The organism is Sulfuricystis multivorans (genome assembly GCF_003966565.1).
In the GTDB taxonomy this organism is placed as follows: domain Bacteria; phylum Pseudomonadota; class Gammaproteobacteria; order Burkholderiales; family Rhodocyclaceae; genus Sulfuricystis; species Sulfuricystis multivorans.
Genome location: NZ_AP018718.1, coordinates 1,118,209 through 1,136,468 on the forward strand (window position 1 = coordinate 1,118,209; position 18,260 = coordinate 1,136,468).

The 18,260-nt window shown below is 63.6% G+C and carries 29 protein-coding genes; 26 read left to right on the plus strand and 3 right to left on the minus strand.

Translation table 11 applies throughout. The annotated features are described in order from the left end of the window. Positions 1-27: 27 nt before the first annotated feature. Both arsS and EL335_RS05595 read left to right on the plus strand, forming a co-directional pair. Positions 28-1,020, plus strand: coding sequence for an arsenosugar biosynthesis radical SAM (seleno)protein ArsS (gene arsS / locus EL335_RS05590; RefSeq protein ID WP_126444905.1), 993 nt, complete (start codon positions 28-30; stop codon positions 1,018-1,020). Beyond that, positions 1,005-2,045, plus strand: coding sequence for a methyltransferase domain-containing protein (locus EL335_RS05595; RefSeq protein WP_126444907.1), 1,041 nt, complete (start codon positions 1,005-1,007; stop codon positions 2,043-2,045). Before arsS ends, EL335_RS05595 begins: the two co-directional genes overlap by 16 nt. A 74-nt stretch (positions 2,046-2,119) precedes the next feature. On the opposite strand, the gene merA is transcribed toward EL335_RS05595, so the two are convergent. Beyond that, positions 2,120-3,553, minus strand: a complete 1,434-nt coding sequence (gene merA / locus EL335_RS05600) for a mercury(II) reductase (RefSeq protein WP_431306259.1) — start codon at positions 3,551-3,553, stop codon at positions 2,120-2,122. Then, the gene (merC, locus tag EL335_RS14435; protein WP_348541424.1) at positions 3,550-3,975 is read right to left on the minus strand and encodes an organomercurial transporter MerC; all 426 of its coding nucleotides are present in this window, start codon (positions 3,973-3,975) and stop codon (positions 3,550-3,552) included. Before merC ends, merA begins: the two co-directional genes overlap by 4 nt. Positions 3,976-4,043: 68 nt before the next feature. Here merC and merR point away from each other — a divergent pair, with 68 nt between their 5' ends. From merR to EL335_RS14570, 9 genes are all read left to right on the plus strand, one after another. After that, positions 4,044-4,487, plus strand: coding sequence for a mercury resistance transcriptional regulator MerR (merR, locus tag EL335_RS05605; RefSeq protein ID WP_126444909.1), 444 nt, complete (start codon positions 4,044-4,046; stop codon positions 4,485-4,487). Positions 4,488-4,638: 151 nt separating this feature from the next. After that, on the plus strand, positions 4,639-5,694 hold the full coding sequence (locus tag EL335_RS05610; RefSeq protein WP_126444911.1) for a permease: 1,056 nt from the start codon (positions 4,639-4,641) through the stop codon (positions 5,692-5,694). Positions 5,695-5,697: 3 nt separating this feature from the next. Further along, entirely contained in the window at positions 5,698-6,093 is a 396-nt protein-coding gene (locus EL335_RS05615) for a thioredoxin family protein (RefSeq protein WP_126444913.1), read from the plus strand. Continuing rightward, the gene (locus tag EL335_RS05620; protein WP_126444915.1) at positions 6,090-6,794 is read left to right on the plus strand and encodes a cytochrome c biogenesis CcdA family protein; all 705 of its coding nucleotides are present in this window, start codon (positions 6,090-6,092) and stop codon (positions 6,792-6,794) included. The genes EL335_RS05615 and EL335_RS05620 overlap by 4 nt, the downstream gene beginning before the upstream one ends. A 75-nt stretch (positions 6,795-6,869) precedes the next feature. Then, entirely contained in the window at positions 6,870-7,103 is a 234-nt protein-coding gene (locus EL335_RS05625) for a thioredoxin family protein (RefSeq protein WP_126444917.1), read from the plus strand. Between the two features lie 11 nt (positions 7,104-7,114). Next, the gene (locus EL335_RS05630; protein WP_126444919.1) at positions 7,115-7,345 is read left to right on the plus strand and encodes a DUF2798 domain-containing protein; all 231 of its coding nucleotides are present in this window, start codon (positions 7,115-7,117) and stop codon (positions 7,343-7,345) included. 40 nt (positions 7,346-7,385) lie between these two features. Further along, positions 7,386-7,991: a Crp/Fnr family transcriptional regulator gene (locus EL335_RS05635; RefSeq protein WP_126444921.1), complete on the plus strand. Its 606-nt coding sequence runs from the start codon at positions 7,386-7,388 to the stop codon at positions 7,989-7,991. Positions 7,992-8,080: 89 nt separating this feature from the next. Then, the gene (locus EL335_RS05640) at positions 8,081-9,451 is read left to right on the plus strand and encodes a multiheme c-type cytochrome (RefSeq protein ID WP_126444923.1); all 1,371 of its coding nucleotides are present in this window, start codon (positions 8,081-8,083) and stop codon (positions 9,449-9,451) included. 80 nt (positions 9,452-9,531) lie between these two features. After that, the gene (locus tag EL335_RS14570) at positions 9,532-9,657 is read left to right on the plus strand and encodes a YgaP-like transmembrane domain (protein WP_431306263.1); all 126 of its coding nucleotides are present in this window, start codon (positions 9,532-9,534) and stop codon (positions 9,655-9,657) included. Between the two features lie 217 nt (positions 9,658-9,874). Here EL335_RS14570 and EL335_RS14330 read toward each other — a convergent pair whose 3' ends face one another. Continuing rightward, positions 9,875-10,219 (minus strand): ribbon-helix-helix domain-containing protein, encoded by a 345-nt coding sequence (locus EL335_RS14330; protein WP_172600042.1) that lies wholly within the window; start codon positions 10,217-10,219, stop codon positions 9,875-9,877. A 106-nt stretch (positions 10,220-10,325) separates the two neighbouring features. On the opposite strand from EL335_RS14330, the gene EL335_RS05655 reads away from it, so the two are divergent. The 15 genes from EL335_RS05655 to EL335_RS05725 all read left to right on the plus strand — a co-directional run bounded on the left by EL335_RS05655 (position 10,326) and on the right by EL335_RS05725 (position 18,190). Continuing rightward, on the plus strand, positions 10,326-10,820 hold the full coding sequence (locus tag EL335_RS05655) for a YeeE/YedE thiosulfate transporter family protein (RefSeq protein ID WP_126444927.1): 495 nt from the start codon (positions 10,326-10,328) through the stop codon (positions 10,818-10,820). Beyond that, positions 10,817-11,524: a YeeE/YedE thiosulfate transporter family protein gene (locus EL335_RS05660; protein WP_172600043.1), complete on the plus strand. Its 708-nt coding sequence runs from the start codon at positions 10,817-10,819 to the stop codon at positions 11,522-11,524. Before EL335_RS05655 ends, EL335_RS05660 begins: the two co-directional genes overlap by 4 nt. A 12-nt stretch (positions 11,525-11,536) precedes the next feature. After that, complete coding sequence (locus tag EL335_RS05665) at positions 11,537-11,842, plus strand: sulfurtransferase TusA family protein (protein WP_126444931.1); 306 nt, start codon at positions 11,537-11,539, stop codon at positions 11,840-11,842. Positions 11,843-11,847: 5 nt separating this feature from the next. Further along, positions 11,848-12,057: a hypothetical protein gene (locus EL335_RS05670; RefSeq protein WP_126444933.1), complete on the plus strand. Its 210-nt coding sequence runs from the start codon at positions 11,848-11,850 to the stop codon at positions 12,055-12,057. Between the two features lie 96 nt (positions 12,058-12,153). Beyond that, positions 12,154-12,429 carry a hypothetical protein gene (locus tag EL335_RS05675; RefSeq protein WP_126444935.1) on the plus strand — a complete coding sequence of 92 codons (276 nt, stop codon included), beginning with the start codon at positions 12,154-12,156 and terminating at the stop codon, positions 12,427-12,429. A 2-nt stretch (positions 12,430-12,431) separates the two neighbouring features. Next, entirely contained in the window at positions 12,432-13,025 is a 594-nt protein-coding gene (locus tag EL335_RS05680; protein ID WP_126444937.1) for a rhodanese-like domain-containing protein, read from the plus strand. Continuing rightward, positions 13,022-13,309, plus strand: a complete 288-nt coding sequence (locus tag EL335_RS05685; RefSeq protein WP_126444939.1) for a hypothetical protein — start codon at positions 13,022-13,024, stop codon at positions 13,307-13,309. The genes EL335_RS05680 and EL335_RS05685 overlap by 4 nt, the downstream gene beginning before the upstream one ends. Continuing rightward, complete coding sequence (locus tag EL335_RS05690; RefSeq protein ID WP_126444941.1) at positions 13,306-13,584, plus strand: hypothetical protein; 279 nt, start codon at positions 13,306-13,308, stop codon at positions 13,582-13,584. Before EL335_RS05685 ends, EL335_RS05690 begins: the two co-directional genes overlap by 4 nt. A gap of 21 nt (positions 13,585-13,605) precedes the next feature. Further along, entirely contained in the window at positions 13,606-13,791 is a 186-nt protein-coding gene (locus EL335_RS05695; RefSeq protein ID WP_126444943.1) for a hypothetical protein, read from the plus strand. A 25-nt stretch (positions 13,792-13,816) separates the two neighbouring features. Then, on the plus strand, positions 13,817-14,749 hold the full coding sequence (locus EL335_RS05700) for a sulfurtransferase (protein WP_126444945.1): 933 nt from the start codon (positions 13,817-13,819) through the stop codon (positions 14,747-14,749). Beyond that, positions 14,698-15,354, plus strand: a complete 657-nt coding sequence (locus EL335_RS05705; protein WP_126444947.1) for a c-type cytochrome — start codon at positions 14,698-14,700, stop codon at positions 15,352-15,354. Before EL335_RS05700 ends, EL335_RS05705 begins: the two co-directional genes overlap by 52 nt. A gap of 171 nt (positions 15,355-15,525) precedes the next feature. Further along, positions 15,526-16,464 (plus strand): sulfurtransferase, encoded by a 939-nt coding sequence (locus EL335_RS05710; RefSeq protein WP_126444949.1) that lies wholly within the window; start codon positions 15,526-15,528, stop codon positions 16,462-16,464. Between the two features lie 19 nt (positions 16,465-16,483). After that, positions 16,484-17,389, plus strand: a complete 906-nt coding sequence (locus tag EL335_RS05715; RefSeq protein WP_126444952.1) for a cation diffusion facilitator family transporter — start codon at positions 16,484-16,486, stop codon at positions 17,387-17,389. A 61-nt stretch (positions 17,390-17,450) separates the two neighbouring features. Continuing rightward, on the plus strand, positions 17,451-17,684 hold the full coding sequence (locus EL335_RS05720; RefSeq protein WP_126444954.1) for a thioredoxin family protein: 234 nt from the start codon (positions 17,451-17,453) through the stop codon (positions 17,682-17,684). A gap of 161 nt (positions 17,685-17,845) precedes the next feature. Beyond that, complete coding sequence (locus EL335_RS05725) at positions 17,846-18,190, plus strand: hypothetical protein (protein WP_284155465.1); 345 nt, start codon at positions 17,846-17,848, stop codon at positions 18,188-18,190. Positions 18,191-18,260 lie beyond the last annotated feature (70 nt).

Sequence of the window (18,260 nt, forward strand, 5' to 3'; positions counted from 1 at the left end):
GATAGTCAACCTGCGACGGAGCCGCTCATGCACGATACCCTTCCCCTGCTGGTCCAGACGGATTTTCCGCCCATCCGGCGCGAACGTCTTGCCATCCTCCAGGCCAACCTCGGTTACCGCTGCAACCAGTCCTGCCGGCACTGCCATGTCGCCGCCAGTCCCAGGCGTAGCGAGGAAATGGCCTGGGAGACCATGGAGCTGCTGCTGCGTTTTGCCGAGCAGCAGGGAATCGCGAGCCTCGACCTGACAGGTGGCGCTCCCGAGCTGAATCCTCACTTCCGTCGGCTGGTCGTCGCCGCCCGGGCGCTGGGTGTGAAGGTCATCGACCGCTGCAATCTGACCATTCTCAACGAGCCGGGACAGGAAGACCTGGCCGGGTTTCTCGCCGCCCATGCGGTGGAGATCGTCGCTTCGCTGCCGTGCTATCTGGAAGAGAACGTCGATTTGCAGCGTGGCGACGGGGTTTTCCAGGCGAGCCTCGCCGGCTTGCGCCAGCTCAACGATCTGGGCTATGGCCTTCCCAACAGGGGGCTGACGCTGAATCTGGTCTATAACCCCCTCGGCCCCGACCTGCCGCCGGAGCAAAGCGCACTCGAAGCGGCCTACAAGGAGCAGCTTTTGACGCGCTACGGCATCGTCTTCAACCATCTCTATGCGCTCGCCAACATGCCGATCCGCCGCTTCGGCAGCACGCTGCTCGCGCGTGACGCATTCCACGACTACATGCGCTTGCTCAAGAGCGCGCATCGGCACGACAACCTGCCCGGCGTGATGTGCCGGACGACGATTTCCGTCGATTGGCGGGGTTTCGTCTATGACTGTGACTTCAACCAGATGCTCGGCCTGCCGCTCGGTGACTCTGCCCGGCCAGTGCATCTGTCGGAACTGCTGGAGCGGGACATCGCCGGCCGCGTCATTCGCGTCGCCGACCACTGCTACGGCTGCACGGCGGGGCAGGGCAGCAGCTGCGGCGGCGCGCTGAAAGCGGAAACCCGGGAGGCGACATGCACGAACTCGTGAAGGATTACTACGGCAAGCAACTGTCGGGCACCGCCGATCTGAAAACCTCCGCCTGCTGCGATGCCTCCAGCGTGCCGGCCTGGCTGAAGCCCTTGCTGGCGAAGATCCATCCGGAAGTGCTGGAGCGCTACTACGGCTGTGGTCTCGTCTGCCCGCCGCTGCTGGAAGGCTGCCGCGTACTCGATCTCGGTAGCGGGTCCGGTCGCGACGTGTATGCGCTGGCGCAGCTCGTCGGCCGCAGGGGCGAGGTGGTCGGCGTCGATATGACCGACGAACAGCTGGCGGTGGCCGAGCGTCATCGTGCCTGGCACGCCGAGCGCTTCGGTTTTGCCAACGTGCGTTTCCTGCATGGCTACATCGAGCGCCTCATCGAGCTCGATCTGGAACCGGCCAGCTTCGACGTCATCGTCTCCAACTGCGTGGTCAATCTGTCGCCCGATAAGGCGGCGGTGCTTGCCGGCGTCCATCGTCTGCTCAAGCCGGGCGGCGAGTTCTATTTCTCGGATGTCTATGCCGACCGGCGCGTGCCCGAGGCGGTACGTAACGACCCGGTGCTGTACGGCGAATGCCTCGGCGGCGCACTCTATTGGAACGATTTCCTGCATCTTGCGCGGGAGGCGGGCTTTGCCGATCCGCGGCTGGTCGAAGACCGGCCGCTCGACGTCACCGATCCGGAGCTTGTGCCGCGCACCGCGGGCGTGCGCTTTTTCTCGGCGACCTACCGGCTGTTCAAGCTCGACGGGCTGGAAACCGATTGCGAAGACTACGGCCAGGCCGTCATCTATCGCGGCAGCATTGCGGAACAGGCGCAGGTCTTCGCGCTCGACAAACACCACCGCATCGAAGTCGGCCGGGTTTTCCCGGTCTGCGGCAACACGTATCGCATGCTGAAGGAGAGCCGACTGGCGCCGCATTTCGACTTCATCGGCGACTTTTCGCGCCATTACGGCATTTTCGCCGGTTGCGGCAAGGACATCCCTTTCGGCAGCCAGCCGCCAAACGAGGATCATTGCGGCTGTTGCTGAATCGGCAGAATATTCATGAATGCCCCTCGCCTGTCCGCCGGTGCCATCCCGAAGCCGCCGAGTTTTGGCAGCGCTCATCCGGCACAGCAGGACAATTGCTTCACATCCTTGCTGAAGGTCTGCGCGGCGAGTTTCAAGCCTTCGACCATCGTGAGATAAGGAAACAACTGGTCGGCCAGTTCCTGCACCGTCATGCGGTGGCGGATGGCCAGCGCCGCCGTCTGGATCAGCTCACCCGCTTCCGGGGCGACCGCTTGCACGCCGAGCAGGCGAGAGCTGCCCGCTTCCGCGACCAGTTTGATGAAGCCGCGCGTATCGAAATTGGCCAGCGCCCTCGGCACGTTGTCGAGCGTGAGGGTGCGGCTGTCGGTTTCGATGCCCATGAGATGGGCCTCGGCTTCGGACAAGCCGACGGTGGCCACCTGCGGATCGGTGAACACCACCGTCGGCATCGCCGTCAGGTCGAGTGCGGCTTCTCCGCCGGTCATGTTGATGGCCGCGCGGGTGCCGGCGGCCGCAGCCACATAGACGAACTGCGGCTGGTTGGTACAGTCGCCGGCTGCGAAAATGTTCGGAACATTGGTGCGCAGACGATCGTCGACGAGAATCGCGCCCCGCGCATCGACTGCGACGCCTGCCGCTTCCAGGTTCAGCGTACGTGTGTTCGGTATCCGGCCGGTGGCGACGAGCAACTTGTCGGCGCGGATTTCGCCGTGCGCCGTGGTCAGCACGAAAGTGCCGCCCACATGGGCGATGTGGCTGGCTTGTGTCTGTTCCAGCACCGTGATGCCTTCGGCACGGAAGGCTTCCGTGATGGCCGCGCCGATCGCCGGGTCTTCGCGGAAGAAGAGCCGGCTGCGCGCCAGGATCGTGACTTGGCTACCCAGCCGTGCGAAGGCTTGCGCCAGTTCCACCGCGACGACCGACGAGCCGATCACGGCAAGATGCGCGGGAAGGGTTTCGCTCGCCAGCGCCTCGGTGGACGTCCAGTAGGGCGTGTCTTTCAGGCCCGGAATCGGCACCACCGCGGCGCTCGCGCCGGTGGCGATCAAACAGCGGTCGAAGGCGACGATGCGCTCGCCGCCGTCGGTCAGGCGCACGACGAGACTCGTGGCGTCCCCAAAGCGCGCCTCGCCGCGCAACACATCGATCTCCGGGCGATTGGCCAGGATGCCTTCGTATTTGGCCTGGCGCAGTTCGGCGACGCGGGCCTGCTGCTGGGCGAGCAGCGTGCTGCGATCGATCGTCGGCGATGTCGCAGTGATGCCGCCGTCGAACGGGCTCTCCCGCCGCAGCTTAGCGATTTGCGCCGTGCGGATCAGGATCTTCGATGGCACGCAGCCGACATTGACACAGGTGCCGCCAATCGTGCCGCGCTCGATCAGCGTGACACGTGCGCCGCGCTCGACGACCTTCAAGGCCGCCGCCATCGCCGCGCCGCCGCTGCCGATGATGGCAATGTGCACACCATTGTCGCCCGGCTGGGGTGTTATGCAGCAATCATTCATGATCCGATCTCCTTGGCAGGAAGCGTGCAGCGATCGTCGCAACGGCGGCTGGCAGGGGAAAACAGATCCCACAGCGAGACGGCCACCATCAGCGCCAGCGACACATAGATGAGTTTTGCATCGAACCAGAGATAGAGGGCGAGCAGCAGCAATACTGGGCCGAGCATGCCCAGCAGACTGCGCTGCCATTGCCGGTGAGCGAACCAGCCCAGGGCATGGACGACCAGCAACAGCACGGCGGAGGCCGGCAGCAGCGTACCGATGAACAGCTCTTCCCATTGGCCGAGAAAACCGAGGCCGAGGGCGGCGCCCAGACTGGCGATGGCTGGGAAGCACATGGCACAGCCCATCGCGGAGACCAGCGCGCCCAGCGATCCGGCCTTGTCGCCAATCCGGTTGATCCAACGAAGCATCGATTGCATTTCTTCTCTCCTTTTTGAGTTGGGGTAAGCTAACCTTACTTCCGTAGCCAAGTACGGAGTCAAGGCCCATGACGACCCTGCAGGAAAACATGAGCATCGGCGCCTTCGCCAGGGCCGCCGAGGTGGGTGTCGAAACGATCCGTTTCTACCAGCGCAAGGGGTTGCTACCCGAGCCGCACCGGCCCTATGGCAGCATTCGTCGCTATGGCGCGGCCGATGTGGCGCGGGTGAGGTTCATCAAGTCGGCCCAGCGACTGGGTTTCAGCCTGGACGAGGTCGGCGAGTTATTGCGCCTCGAGGATGGCGCGCACTGTGCCCAAGCAGCCGAGCTGGCGGCAAGGCGTCTTGCCGACGTGCGCGCTCGTTTGGCAGACCTCGAACGGATGGAAGCTGCGCTGGCACAACTACTGGCCGAGTGCCAAACGCGGCGCGGTCAGATTTCCTGCCCGTTGATCAAGGCCTTGCATGGCGGCGCTCCATCCCCTGCCACATCGCAACGGAAAGGGATGTGAAGTGCATTTCCGCCGTCCCGCCGCTGCCGACCCAGCAAAGCGAGGCGACAGCCGGGGGGACGTCTTGAGTTCTTAAAGCAAGGAGGGTTCGGCTGCATCCTTTTCTACGCTGATTCGTCATCCGATTGCACTGTTTCTGGAGCTCCCTTTCATGACCACACTCGTTTTGCAGATCAAGCGCTTTTCCGACCGCCAGCCTTGGCTTTTCCTCGCCGTCGCCGCTGTGCTCTGGTTTGCGCTCTACCAGACGCTGATCCCGTTTTCCGAAGCGCTGGTTGGGTTTCTTCCCGTGGCACGTGACAGCCATCTGGGTGGCGCGTTGCAATTTTTCTTCTACGACACCCCCAAGGTGCTCTTGCTCCTGACCGGCATCGTCTTCGTGATGGGTATCGTACACACCTTCGTCTCGCCCGAACGCACACGCGCGATACTCTCCGGCAAGCGGCTCGGGCTGGGCAACGCGCTGGCGGCGAGCTTGGGCATCGTCACGCCGTTTTGCTCCTGCTCCGCCGTGCCGCTGTTCATCGGCTTTTTGCAGGCCGGCGTGCCGCTCGGCGTGACTTTTTCCTTCCTCATCTCCGCGCCGATGGTCAATGAGGTGGCGCTCGCCATGCTGTTTGGCCTGTTCGGCTGGAAGGTCGCCGCGCTCTACCTCGGGCTGGGCCTGTTGGTCGCGATCGTCGCCGGGCTGGTGATCGGTGAGTTGAAGATGGAGCGCCATCTCGAGGACTGGGTGGCGGCACTGCAAAATTCGCAGCGCGTCGCGGATGTCGAGCTGCCGCAACTGGCCTGGGGCGAACGCATCGAGCAGGGCTTCCATCACGTGCGCGAAATCGTCGGCAAGGTCTGGCCCTACATCCTCGCCGGCATCGCGCTGGGCGCGGGCATCCACGGTTATGTGCCCGAGGATTTCATGGCCTCGATCATGGGCAAGGACGCACCCTGGTGGTCGGTGCCTGCCGCCGTGGTCATCGGCGTGCCGATGTATACCAATGCTGCCGGCATCATTCCGGTCGTCGAGGCGCTGATGGGCAAGGGCGCGGCGCTGGGCACCGTGCTCGCTTTCATGATGAGCGTGATCGCGCTGTCGGCCCCGGAAATGATCATCCTGAGGAAGGTCTTGAAGCCCAGACTGATCGCCACCTTCGCCGGTGTGGTGTCCGCCGGCATCCTGCTGGTGGGTTACGTCTTCAATCTGGTGCTGTAAAGCATGCGGATTGGGTGGCTTGCCGCTTTGGCGCTGATGGCTGTGTCGGTGGCGCTCGCCGGCTGCGGCCGTGAAGCGCCGGTGCCGCCTTCGCCCGGCGTCGCACTGGTCGCTAACGCCACCGCCTCGGGCTTGCCGACCATCGCCGAGTTCGGCGCCGCCGCCTGCGCTTCCTGCCGCGAGATGAAAATCGTGCTCGACAGCGTCGCGCGCAAGACGGCGGGCAAGGCCCATGTACTGGTCATCGACATCAGCAAGGACTATGAGGCGGCGCAGGCGTTCCGCATCCAGCTGATGCCGACTCAGGTCTTCTTCGACGCCAAGGGCAAGGAGATCGGCCGTCACATGGGCAAGCTTACCGAGGCCGAGATCATGGCGCGGCTGGGTTTTTCTTCATGACCGAAAACGAGGCGCTGATCGCTGCCTATCCGGCGACCGCAGCCGCCACGGCCCTGCTCGCGGGGCTGGTATCGTCAGTGTCGCCCTGCACGGTCGCCGCCGTGCCGCTGGTGATCGGCTACGTCGGCGGCTATGCCGGCGGCAGCCGGCGCCGTGCGATCAGCTATTCCGCCGCCTTCGCGTTCGGCATGGCGCTCGCTTTCACCGCCATCGGCCTCGCCGTCGCGCTGGCCGGTGCGATGTTCCTGCCAACGGGCGGTTTCTGGCGCTGGGCGTTGATCGTGCTGGCGCTGGCCGCCGGCATCAGCCTGCTGAGCGACAAGGGGCTGCCCGGACTGGGCAAGGCGCAGTGCGGAGCGACCGCACCTCGAACGCGACACTGGCGCGGTATGTTCGGTGCTTTCGTCACCGGTGCGCTGTCGGGTTTCGTGTTCGCGCCCTGCGCCACGCCGGTGATGGTCGGCATCCTGGCCTTGATCGGCAATCAGCAGGATGTCGTCTTCGGCACCGGGCTGATGTTGCTCTATTCGCTTGGCCACAGCGCGCTGCTCCTGGCAGCGGGCAGCTCGGTCGGTTTCGCCCAGTGGGTCGCCCGCTCGCGCTGGGCAGGACGCATCAACTGGCTATTCACCCGCGCCGCCGGCGGCCTGCTGGTCGGCTATGCGCTGTATCTCGCGGCGGAGATACTGGGTTGGCTGTGAGGAATCACCCCGGGAGCATCCTTTTTCCGTCCGCTTCGTCTTCTTCAACGCCCGCAATCAAATTGGAGTCATGTCATGAAAAACATCAAAGTGCTCGGCACCGGGTGTGCCAACTGCAAGACCACGCTGAAGCTGATCGAGGATGTCGCCGCCGCCAAGGGCGTGGCCGTTCAGCTCGAAAAGGTCGAAGAGCTCAAAGACATCATGAGCTACGGCGTGATGAGCACGCCGGGGGTCGTCGTCGACGGCAAGGTGGTGCACGCCGGCGGCATCCCAAGCCGCGAAAAGATCGAATCGTGGCTGGTGTGAGGAGAGCGACGATGGCACCGCAAAAGAAGTTCCATCTCGTGTTTTCGCTCTTGATGGGCCTCCTGATGATCTCGCTGATGACCTTCGTCATCACCGCCGTGAACGTCGGCTTCGCTCCGGATTTCCTCGCCCGCTGGGGCAAGGCCTTCATGGTCGCTTATGTGGTTGGCGTGCCGGTGATTTTCTTCCTGGCACCGGTCGCACGCAAAATGACCGGCAAGCTGCTCGGGATGCCGGTTTGAGACATGCCGTCCCGCCAGCGCCGACTTTCGAACCCCCAACATGTCCCTTGCCGAACTGCCCGACTATCTCCCTGATCCCTTGCGCCAGACAGCTCGTCCTTTGGCCATCAAGCGCCGCCAGATGCTCTGGCAGATCAATGATCCCGTGACGACGATTTTCTTCGTCCGCAGCGGGGAGCTGGATGCCGTACGCTACACGCCCGAAGGCGAAGCACTGGTAATGATTCGTGGCCAGGCGGGCGAGTTCTTCGGCGAATCCGCGCTGGCGGTCGAACGCTATCTCTGCGCGGCACAGAGCCGCAGCGATGCCGAGTTGTACGGCCTGCCCAAGACCGCCTTTCTTGCGGCATTGCAGACCGTGCCGACTTTCGCGGCGGCTTTCCTGCATACGCAGATCAAGAACGCCCGCCGCCAGTGCTCGCGTTACGAGCGGGTGCGGCTACGTCGCGCCGAGGATCGCATCGTGCATTACCTCATCACCGAAGGCGGCCTGGACGCCTGCGTGACTCTCAATGGCCCCTTGTCCGACTGGGCGGCCGAGCTGGGGCTACAACCGGAATCGCTCTATCGAGCCCTGGCGCGTTTGCGCGCCGAAGGACGCATCGAAGGCGAGGGCAACACGCTGCGTATTCGCCAGCGGAAATAGTGCGCCGCACACTGATTGCAGTCATGGCATCCCGTTCTCCCTTCCGATAAGCTCCGGGCTCCGAAAAACGAAAATGGAGGAGCCCCCCAATGGAGTCGATGTTCCCGATCGCGCTATTGCGCGCTGTCTTGGCATGCCTGCTCGCGCTCGCAGGCCTTGCCGCCCATGCCTATGAACCGGCCCAGCCAGGCAGTTTCGACGACCCGCAATTCTGCGGTGCCTGCCATCAGCGCATCTACAAGGAGTTTTCGCAGTCGGTGATGGGCACCGATTTGCAAAACCCGATCGTCTACCAGTTCTACACTGCCACCAACGCCAAGGGCGAAAAGGACGGAATGGGCTACCAAGGCGTTTTCCCGGGCCAGCCTGGCGATTGCGCGCAGTGCCATGTGCCCAAGTTGGCGCTCAAAGAGCACAAGGCGGGGCGGGCCGTGGATCTTGGTCAGGCCATACGCGACAAGGCCGATTTCGGCATCTCCTGCAGCTACTGTCACACGGTGCAGAATGTCAAGGTCGTCAAGGAAGGCGACCGTTACAAAACCGGGCCCATCCATACCGTCACGCTCGACGAGAGCGGGGCGATCCACGGTCCGCGCAAGGGTATCAAGGCGGCACCCTTCGAGATCAAGGTCAACCCGCAACTCAAGGCCGCCGAGTTCTGCTCGCAATGCCACCTCAACCAGGAAGAAGGCCACGCCAAGACCCGCAACGAGGGTAAGGGGGTGCTGGCGATCTCCACTTATGAGGATTGGAAGAAACTCTACGATGCCGGCATCGTCAAGCAGACCTGTCAGGAATGCCACATGCCGCTCCTTCCCGGCAAGCAGGAGATCGCCGTCGGCGCGCCGAAACGCTACGGCGCGCGCGCCCATACCTTCGTCGGCGCGCACGATCCGGCCACGCTGCAAGGCTCGGTGAGCATGGATGTCGGCACCAAGATCGTCGGCGACGAACTGGTGGTGAATACCGTCGTCGAGAACATCGGCGCCGGCCACAGCATTCCCGGTTCCGGCCCGATCCGCGCCGTCTTGCTCAAACTCGACGTCTTCGATGCCGACGGCAAGCTGCTGAGCTATGTCGGCGACAAGAGCGGGCTGCTGCACCCGCTCGCCGGCATGGGCAATCCGAAAACCGGCGAGCGCGGCCCGCAGGACTGGGGTGGCATGCCGGGCAAGTTCTACGGCAAGCCGCTGCAATCACCGCCCGACCCCAAGACCGGCCAGCCGCGTCTGGGCGTGGGTGGTTTTGCGGCCGAAAAAGTCGCTTTCGACACGACACTCAAGCCCTTCACCCCGGATCGCGGCGAATTCCGCTTCAAGCTGCCGCCGGGCAAGGGGCCGGTCAAGGTCGTCGCTCGCCTGGTCTATCGCTGGGCTCCCATCGGGCTAGCCAATGCCAAGGGCTGGAAAGTCGATGACCGTCTGATGAAGGTAGTCAGCCGCACCGTCGCTCGTTCCTGAGCGGACTTTTCATCGAAATCTTGATGAACCAGGGCCTGGCCCACATCAGCGGAGAGATCGACCTGTCCCACATGAGCTGACTGTGGCTCGGTGCCTTCGTCGGCGCCAACATGTTCCAGATGGGCTTCACCGATTTTTGCCCAGCGGCCTCGATCATGCGGGCGCTGGGCATGAAGGATGGCGGGAGCGGCTCCCGCCGCGCCTGACGACAAAGAATCTGCCCGCCGCCTGGCAGGCAAGTTTTACGGCAGCCTGAGTTGGCAGGAGCTTGATGCCTTGTGGGAGACCGTGCGAACAACCGGCGGGCTGGTACGCCATCCTGGTCGGCGAAGCGCCACTGGCGTCGCCCGTGGATGTCGTCGGCATCCGGCTGGTGGGTTACGTTTTCGGGCCGTCTTGCCAGCGCCGAGTTTCGAGGGCAAATCAGGCCGCCAGCGTATCGACATCCACCTCGCGCGTTGGCGCCTCGCCACTGGCGTAGATGTTCAGATATTTGAGGCAGATCACGCGCAGGCAGGACGAGAGGTTCTTGTCGTTGGCGACCAGGCAGCCGTCGAGCACGCGTTCGATCAGCCGCGGCACGGTGAGGCCGCAATCCTGCGCCATCGCCTCCAGCACGTTCCAGAACGCGCGCTCCAGCGCCACCGTGGTGCTATGGCCGTGCAGGCGGAAGCCACGCTTTTCCGGAATGAATTCGTTGATCTGCGCGGTCGTGCACGCGTTGAACATGTGGTCGAGAAAATCGCGCGGCTCGTAATAGATGTCCACTTTTTCCTCCTCCTCCGGCTGCGACTGGATGTTGGCAATAGATACTACCTCAGGCAGAGTAAGCTGCCGTAAGTTTCGTTCTACGACAAGATGAAGAGGAGGTGGCATGGAATTTTTCAAGAAGACGCTCGATCCGATCATCGCGCTCGCGGCGATCGCGGTGCTCGACATCTTCATGTTCCTGATCATGGGCGCATGGACCGTCGGCGGCGGCGAGACGATGATGACGGGGCTGATCGCCAAGGGCATGATCGGCGACGAGCTGGAACGCCTGCCCTTCTGGAGCATCGTCTTTCCGGTGCATGGCGACTACTGGAAGATTTACATCAGCCTCGGCATGCTGTTCGGTGCCTTCGTCGGCGCGGTGCTTTCGAAGGAGTTCTACTGGCGCGTGCCGCGGCACCTGTCCGAGTGGGTGCTGATCACGCTGGGCGGCCTCTTGATGGGCTTCGGTATTCGCCTTGCCTACATCTGCAACGTGTCCACCTTCTTCGGCCTGATGCCGGAGATGAACATGGGAGGGTACCTGGCCATGTCCGGCATCCTCGCCGGTGCATGGGTTGGTTCGCTGATCTACAAAAAACTGCTGGAGGCCGAATGATGAGCCCTGTCGCCGAATGTTTCGTCGCGTTCATTTTCGGCTCGGTGGCCGGTCTCCTGATGCAGCGCTCGCGATTTTGTAACACCGCCGCGTTGCGCGACGCGATCATGTTCAAAACCTACCGCAATACCAAGGCCATGCTGGTGGCGATGATGATCCTCACCATCGGCTTCACTGGCTTCATGTCGCTCGGCGCGGGGCATCCGCTGCAGTTCGACGTGGGCCTCAATACCTTCGCCGGTCTGTTCCTGTTCGGCATCGGGATGGTGTTCGCCGGCGCCTGCACGGTGTCGACCTGGGTGAAGACCGGTGAGGGCAATCTGGGCGCGCTGTGGGCGCTGCTGTTCACCTTCGTCGGCATGTTCCTGTTCTCGCTCGTCTGGTCGGCGAGTTGGTGGCCGCCGGCACCGCAGACCATGACCGGGCAGATCAACGCGCCGGCGTTGCAACTGGGCTTCGCCAACGCCCAGACACTGGGCCAGAAGTTCGGTGTGCCGGCGATCGTCTTCGGTCTGGTGCAAACCGTGGTGCTGTTCGGACTGTATCGCGCGATTCTGAAGCGCGAGCACGCGCAGCGCCTCGAGCACGAAAGGCACGAGCTGGAGCATGCCCGGAAAAAAGCCGAGAAGGCGGCGCGCAAGGCCGCCCGTGAAACCGCAGCGAAAACCACCACGGCGGCAACCGAGCCCGCCACGATCAACTGAGGAGGGGATGTAATGGGCCTGTTTGGAACCAAGAAGAAAACCGAGGAAACGACAAGTGGCGGCACGGCCAGACTCTCGGATGGAACGGAGATCAGGATCGCGCGCCAGGTCGATTGCCTGGGCGTTTCCTGTCCACGCCCGCAACTGATGACCAAGAAGGCGATCAATGAAATCGCCGTCGGCGAAGTGATCGAGGTGCTGGCCGACAATCCCTCGTCGGTCGAGGCGCTGCCCCCGATGTGCGACGAGCTCGATGCCACGCATCTGGAAACCATCAAGGCGCCCAACTGCTGGCGCATCTACATCCGCAAGGACTGAAGACCATGTGGCAACGACTGCTGCTGCGCTTTCTCGTCGCATGCTCCGCCGTGGTGAGCATCGGCGGCATTCTCTGGATGACTTTCGCGCCGCCGCCGGGCATGAAGGCGACCAAGGAAGGGGTGCCGTATTTCACGCCACCGGTCATCCACCCGGTCAGCGGCGAGGCGATCCCGGTGGAGACGCTGGTGCGCCATTTCAAGGGAGAGAAATGATGGATGCACAAACGCTTTGGCATGCCGGCCTGTTCTGTCTGGCGATGGGCATGATGTACCTCGCCTTCTTCAGCGATTCGCTGTGAGGAGTCGGAGATGCTCAATCGCACCGGTGTGATCTTCTGTTCCGTCAGCCTCGTGACGGCAGCCGTGGTCTGCATCGGCGGGTTTCGGCTCGCCGCCCTGCCCAAGGCCACCATCGAGGCCGCGCAAGTGCCCGTGCCGCCCGAATCCCTGCCGGAACTCGATCTGCCCGGCTTCGGCAAGGTCTCGGCACTCGACCTGATCGGTTATTACATCGACAACCCGCCGGCACCGGTCAATGCCGGCGGCGGCGCGGCGGCGGCGCCGAAGCGCTTTGGCGGCTGCTGACGATGCGCGCTTTCCTTGTCGCCCTCGCATGCGCTGCCCTGCCGGCCTTCGCCGCGACCGACTTCGGCCGAGTGACAAAAGTCGGCACTGGCGAGACGGCGATTGACACGCGTCCGCTCGCACAATGCCGGGCGGCCTCGCTACCCGGCGCGCGCTGTCTGCCGCCGAGCGAATTCATCGGCGAACGCGGGCAGTTGCCGAGCGAGCGCGATCTGCTCTGGCTGCTTGGCACAGTGGGCCTCGACGGCAGCGAGCGCGTCGTCGTCGCCGGTGATACGGCCAGCGCGCGCGAGTTCGTCGCCGGACTACTGTATCTGGCCGGCCAGAAGGACGTGCGCGTCCTCGATGCGCCGCTCACGCCGCTTCTCAAGGTACGCGGCGACGCTGCTTTGGGGCAGGAACGCTCGCTGATCCGTTCCACAGTGTTCACCGCGCCGATGCGCGATGCGCTGTGGATCGTCGACCGGCGCGAAGCCGGCGCCGATGCCATCGTCGCGCGCGACGCCTACACGGCGATCCGCCGTTTTGCCCGCCGCCTGCTCGACACGGGGGAGGCCGTGCGCGTCGGCTGGGCGCTTGCCGAGGAAAGAAGATGAACCTCCTATTTCATGTCACTACCGCCCAAAGCGGCGCGCTGCTCGTGCCGCTCGTCTTGGCGGCGCGGCGTGCGAACGCCAGTTTCGCCGCCTTCTTCACCCATGAGGGTGTGAAGACGCTGCAGAACGCCAATCTCGTCGCCGCGCTCGCCGGCAGCCGCGCGGTGGTCTGCGAGGAATCCTGGCACCGCTTCTGCCCTGGCCTGGCCTGCCCGGTGGAAAACGGCAGCCAGACGATCAACAGCGCGCTGATGGCCGAAGCGGAAAGGGTGGTGAGCCTGTGAGCGAGAAAAACATCCTGGTATTGGCGCGGCGCGATCATGCCGAGGCAATGCGTGTCGCGGCGGGGCTGACCATCTTCGGCCACCATGTCGATCTCGTCTTCATGGATCGCCCGGTCGAGGAGTCGGCCGAAAACGCCGCCAACGTCGAGCTGCTGGAAATGTGCGACATCGCGCCGCAGACCACCGTCGCCGCCTTGGCCGACGACCTGCCGCTGCTCGACGCTGCAGCGCTGGCCGGTGCCATCCAGGCCGCCGACATCACCCTGTCGCTGTAAGCGTTTTTTTCCGAGCACAGCATGACTATCATCGAACTCGACACCGGTCTGTTTCCCGATGCCCAGACCGTGAGTGCCGCCCTGCGGCAGATGGCCAGGACGAATACCGTCGAGACCATCGACCTTCGGCAGCGGGAACTGAGGGAAAGCGACTGGGACGAAGTGATGCAAAAACTCCTCGCCGCCGATCGCATCGTCTGTATCTGAAACACCACCTGATGGAGGAGACACGATGAAAAACACATCCTTGCAACTGGGCCGTTCACTCTGGATGGCCTTCCTGTTCCTGTTCGGCCTCGCCGCTTCGGCGTTTGCTGCCGAACCCTTGGTCGACGTCGCCTGGCTCAAGGCGAATCTGGGCAAGCCCGGCATCGCCGTCGTCGACATCCAGCCGGCCGGCGACTTCCTGCGCGGCCACATTCCGGGCGCGGCGAATACCGATTTCGCCAAATCCGGCTGGCGCGAGGAGCGTGCCGACAAGGTGCCGGACATGCTGCCGGCCAAGTTCGACAAGCTCGCCGCGCACATCGGCAGCCTCGGCATCGACAACGACAGCCATGTGATCCTCGTCGCGCCCGGCTACTCCTATGCCGACATGGGTTGGGCCACCCGCATCTACTGGACTTTCAAGACGCTCGGCCATGACAACGTGTCGATTCTCAACGGTGGCATGGCCGCCTGGATCAAGGACAAAGGGCCGCTGGAGACCGGCGCGGCCAAGGTCGCCGCCAAGACCTTCACGCCGCACCCGCGCATGGACATGCTCGCCACGGTGGATGACGTCAAGGCGGCCATCGCTTCGAAGAAGGCCTTGCTCGTCGATAGCCGTCCCGAGGACCAGTTCGCCGGCATCAACCGCAATCCGAAAGCGACCGAAAACGGTACGCTGCCCGGCGCGAAGAACCTGCCCACCGGCTGGTTCACCGAAAACGGCGGCGGCCTGTTCCGCGACAAGGCCATCATCGAGAAGCTCTACAAGCATGCCGGCGTGCCCACCAGCGGCGAGCAGATCAACTTCTGCAACACCGGGCATCTCGCCTCGATCGGCTGGTTCGTTTCCAGCGAAATCGTCGGCAACAAGAAGGCCAAGCTCTACGACGGCTCGATGACCGAATGGACGATCACGAAGGCCGGCCCGGTCGAACAGCACGTCAAGCTGCAATAAGAAGCGGACTGCTGGCGCTGCTGGCGGGCATGGCCCTCGCCTGCAGCGCGGCGGCAGAAGACCGTCTCTCATCGGCTCGGCGCCTCGGCGCCGAGCTGCTCATTTTGGACGGCGATGTGCGCGAGCTGATCGCGGGACGCGCCGGGGCTTTGGAGCGCGATGGCCTCGTCCTGCGACTGCAAGGGGCGCTATCTTCCCTGCCGCTGACGCTGCGGCGCGCAGGGGGAAACCCACAATCCGCCTCCGCCTTGCGCAGCCATCTGGAACGCAGGGATTGGCAAGCGTTCAAAGCGACGCTCGCCCCGCTGATCCGTCGTTATCCGTTTACCGCGCCTTTTCTGACCCTGCCCGTGACGCCGCAACGGATCGCGGCGGGTAAGACGCTGCACAAGGAAACCTGCGCCGCCTGCCATGATGCCGATTGGGGCGACACATTGCTGCCGGCGAAAAACCTCGCGGCGTTGGCCGCACGACTGCCGCGCGCCGAGTTCGCCGCACGCCTGTGGCTCGGTGTGCGGGGGACGCGTGAGCACGCCTATGCCAACCCGTTTTCCGACGAGGAACTGGCAAACCTGTTGGCCTATTACGAAAAAGCACGCCCGTAGTGTGGAAAAATTTTGCGACATGATTCGAATCATGAGCGTCAAACCCGGTGCCATGTCATAGTTAGCGTGAAACGCCTTGACAGCCAACCTCAAGCACTCACGTGTCATTGATCGTGGGTTGCAAGAGATCGGCGATGCGGCGTTGGGCATCACCATTTGGAGGTTGTCTGTATGTTCGGAAATTCCCGTTTCACCGAGTTTTCGTTGCTGATTCTGCTGTTGCTGACGCTGACAGGGCTCGCCCGTGCCGCCGCTCCCGATTTTCTCGTCGATGCCGGCTGGCTCGAAAGCCGGCTGAAAGACCCCAAGACCGTGGTACTCGAAGTGCGCTACTTTCCGCACCGCTACGCCACGGTCGGCCATATCCCGGGCGCCGTGCAGGTCGCGCGCTTCAAGGATCTCGGCGACAACGACCACCCGGTGCTGATGCGCCTGCCTGCGCGCGAGGTCTTCCAGGCGACGCTGCGGCGCTGGGGCGTGAATGACGATTCGACGCTCGTGCTCTACGACGATTCGCGCTCGGTGCTCGCCGCGCGGCTTTACTTCCTGCTCGACTACTACGGTTTCGATATGCGCCGGGTCAAGATCCTCGATGGCGGCACGGTCGAATGGACCGCCTTCAACGAACTGGCCAAGGAAACGGCGCCGCGAAAGCCGGGCAAGGTGACGCTCAAGCCCGGCAATCGCGCCATGATCGCCGAATGGACCGAGGTCTATGAACGCGTCGTCGTCGGCCGCGATCCGCAGGTGGTGCTGATCGACAGCCGGCCGAAGGACATGTACACCGGCAAGCTGATCCGCCATTCGGTACAAGGCGGCCATATTCCCGGCGCAGTCAATGTCGTCAGCCTCGACCTCACCGACGCTCAGTCGCAGAAGTGGCTCTCACTCGAACAGATCGCCGCGGCCTACAAAGACATCCCCAAGGACGCGACGATCATCACCTACTGCCATGATGGCTTCCGCTCCGCGCTTGCCTGGCTGCAACTCAAGGCTCTAGGCTACCGAAACGTGCGCTTCATGAACGGCGGCTGGAGCCAGTGGGATCGCTCGCTGACACTGCCGGTGGTGCAAGGCGACAAGCCTTACGACGAAGACTTTTCGCTGTAACTGGCCTACCTTGTCGAACATGGCCCATTCGCACGACCACGTACACGCCCATGGCGGCGATGCCCGTTCGCCCCATCAACGCCGCCAGCTGTCGATTGCGCTGGCACTGACCTGGGGTTTTGCGCTGATCGAAGCCTTGGCGGGCTTACGCGGCGGCTCGCTGGCGCTCTTGGCCGACGCCGGCCACATGGTCACCGACGGTGCGGCCTTGGCGCTTGCTTTACTTGCCGCCTGGCTCGCAGCACGCTCGACATCGCAGCGGCATACCTATGGTTTCGGGCGCGCCGAGCTGTTGGCGGCATTGCTCAATGCCCTGGCGATGCTTGCCGTGGTGGTCGGCATCGCTTGGGAAGCCTGGGGTCGCTTTGCCGAGCCGCGGCCGATCATGGGCGAGCTGGTCAGCCTCGTCGCCGCGCTCGGTCTTGGCGTCAATCTGCTGGTCGCCTGGATGCTCTCGCACGGACAGGAAAACCTCAATGTGCGCGGCGCCTTCCTGCACGTGTTGGGTGACGTGTTGGGGTCCATCGCCGCGATCGCTGCCGGCGCCGTGGTTTGGCTCACCGGTTGGACGCCGATCGACCCATTGCTCTCGATCCTGATCGGCGGGCTGGTGCTGGCGGCGAGCCTGCGCCTGTTGCGCGAAGCCCTGCATGGCTTGATGGACGGTGTGCCTTTCTCGATCGATCTCGAACATCTGGGCAAGACGCTTGCCGCCGTGCCGGGTATTGCCGAGGTGCACGACCTGCACGTCTGGGCGCTCTCCGGCGAACGGCTGGCGCTCACGGCGCATGTGCGAGTGCGCGATTTCTCGACCTGGCCGGAAATACTGGCCGGGCTGCGCCACGAAGCGGAAGAACACGGCATCGGCCACGTCACTTTCCAGCCGGAGACCGTGCTCTGGGCGCCTTTGGTGCGACAGGACTGACTGCATCCTTTCGCCGACCGCTTCGTCTCCGTCATCGTTCAACCCCTCAAGGAGTCTCATCATGAAAAACATCAAGGTGCTCGGCACCGGCTGTGCCAACTGCAAGACCACGCTGAAACTGATCGAGGAGGTGGCGGCCGCCAAGGGTGTGGCCGTTCAACTCGAAAAGGTCGAGGAACTCAAGGACATCATGAGCTATGGGGTGATGAGCACGCCGGGCGTCGTCATCGACGGCAAGGTGGTGCACGCCGGCGGCATCCCGAGCCGCGAGAAGATCGAGTCGTGGCTAGCCTGACGGACTGATCGCCAAATGGCGCGGCCTCGGCGATGATGATTTTGGCAACACCTGGTTACACATTCTCACAGGTTCCCGTTTGATTGCGCAGGCGAAACAAACTAGCCTGGCATTAGGTGGCTGAAAAGCCTCTGTTTGCCAATCCAAGCAAGGAGATGATCATGAAGAAACTTGCACTGACTGCTTCCTTCCTGACCGCCGCAGTCGTCGCGGCCTCCGCCTTTGCGCAAATGGGACCGGGTGGCGGTATGGGCCCGGGCGGAATGGGCAAGGGCCGCTTCGCCTGGAACCAGACCTACACGCCGGGCTGGACGCTGATGACGCCGGAAGAGCGCACCGCCTGGCAGGCGCAGATGCGCGAAGTGAAAACGTATGAGGAATGCGTGGCCACTCAAGAAGCCCATCGCAAGGTGATGGAAGAGCGCGCCAAGGAAAAAGGCGTGCAGCTTATGCCGCCACGCCGGAACGGCTGCGATGTCATGAAGGCGCGCGGGATCATCAAGTAAGCTGCAACGCTGGCGGGGCGGCCCTGACCCAGGGTGCCGTCCCGCCAGCGCCGACTATTCGAGGTGAGTC

Coding starts and splice junctions, on each gene's coding strand:
- arsS (WP_126444905.1), top strand. CDS start 28: ATGCACGATACCCTTCCCCTGCTGGTCCAGACGGATTTTCCGCCCATC.
- EL335_RS05595 (WP_126444907.1), top strand. CDS start 1,005: ATGCACGAACTCGTGAAGGATTACTACGGCAAGCAACTGTCGGGCACC.
- merA (WP_431306259.1), bottom strand. CDS start 3,553: ATGAATGATTGCTGCATAACACCCCAGCCGGGCGACAATGGTGTGCAC.
- merC (WP_348541424.1), bottom strand. CDS start 3,975: ATGCAATCGATGCTTCGTTGGATCAACCGGATTGGCGACAAGGCCGGA.
- merR (WP_126444909.1), top strand. CDS start 4,044: ATGACGACCCTGCAGGAAAACATGAGCATCGGCGCCTTCGCCAGGGCC.
- EL335_RS05610 (WP_126444911.1), top strand. CDS start 4,639: ATGACCACACTCGTTTTGCAGATCAAGCGCTTTTCCGACCGCCAGCCT.
- EL335_RS05615 (WP_126444913.1), top strand. CDS start 5,698: ATGCGGATTGGGTGGCTTGCCGCTTTGGCGCTGATGGCTGTGTCGGTG.
- EL335_RS05620 (WP_126444915.1), top strand. CDS start 6,090: ATGACCGAAAACGAGGCGCTGATCGCTGCCTATCCGGCGACCGCAGCC.
- EL335_RS05625 (WP_126444917.1), top strand. CDS start 6,870: ATGAAAAACATCAAAGTGCTCGGCACCGGGTGTGCCAACTGCAAGACC.
- EL335_RS05630 (WP_126444919.1), top strand. CDS start 7,115: ATGGCACCGCAAAAGAAGTTCCATCTCGTGTTTTCGCTCTTGATGGGC.
- EL335_RS05635 (WP_126444921.1), top strand. CDS start 7,386: ATGTCCCTTGCCGAACTGCCCGACTATCTCCCTGATCCCTTGCGCCAG.
- EL335_RS05640 (WP_126444923.1), top strand. CDS start 8,081: ATGGAGTCGATGTTCCCGATCGCGCTATTGCGCGCTGTCTTGGCATGC.
- EL335_RS05655 (WP_126444927.1), top strand. CDS start 10,326: ATGGAATTTTTCAAGAAGACGCTCGATCCGATCATCGCGCTCGCGGCG.
- EL335_RS05660 (WP_172600043.1), top strand. CDS start 10,817: ATGATGAGCCCTGTCGCCGAATGTTTCGTCGCGTTCATTTTCGGCTCG.
- EL335_RS05665 (WP_126444931.1), top strand. CDS start 11,537: ATGGGCCTGTTTGGAACCAAGAAGAAAACCGAGGAAACGACAAGTGGC.
- EL335_RS05670 (WP_126444933.1), top strand. CDS start 11,848: ATGTGGCAACGACTGCTGCTGCGCTTTCTCGTCGCATGCTCCGCCGTG.
- EL335_RS05675 (WP_126444935.1), top strand. CDS start 12,154: ATGCTCAATCGCACCGGTGTGATCTTCTGTTCCGTCAGCCTCGTGACG.
- EL335_RS05680 (WP_126444937.1), top strand. CDS start 12,432: ATGCGCGCTTTCCTTGTCGCCCTCGCATGCGCTGCCCTGCCGGCCTTC.
- EL335_RS05685 (WP_126444939.1), top strand. CDS start 13,022: ATGAACCTCCTATTTCATGTCACTACCGCCCAAAGCGGCGCGCTGCTC.
- EL335_RS05695 (WP_126444943.1), top strand. CDS start 13,606: ATGACTATCATCGAACTCGACACCGGTCTGTTTCCCGATGCCCAGACC.
- EL335_RS05700 (WP_126444945.1), top strand. CDS start 13,817: ATGAAAAACACATCCTTGCAACTGGGCCGTTCACTCTGGATGGCCTTC.
- EL335_RS05705 (WP_126444947.1), top strand. CDS start 14,698: ATGGACGATCACGAAGGCCGGCCCGGTCGAACAGCACGTCAAGCTGCA.
- EL335_RS05710 (WP_126444949.1), top strand. CDS start 15,526: ATGTTCGGAAATTCCCGTTTCACCGAGTTTTCGTTGCTGATTCTGCTG.
- EL335_RS05715 (WP_126444952.1), top strand. CDS start 16,484: ATGGCCCATTCGCACGACCACGTACACGCCCATGGCGGCGATGCCCGT.
- EL335_RS05720 (WP_126444954.1), top strand. CDS start 17,451: ATGAAAAACATCAAGGTGCTCGGCACCGGCTGTGCCAACTGCAAGACC.
- EL335_RS05725 (WP_284155465.1), top strand. CDS start 17,846: ATGAAGAAACTTGCACTGACTGCTTCCTTCCTGACCGCCGCAGTCGTC.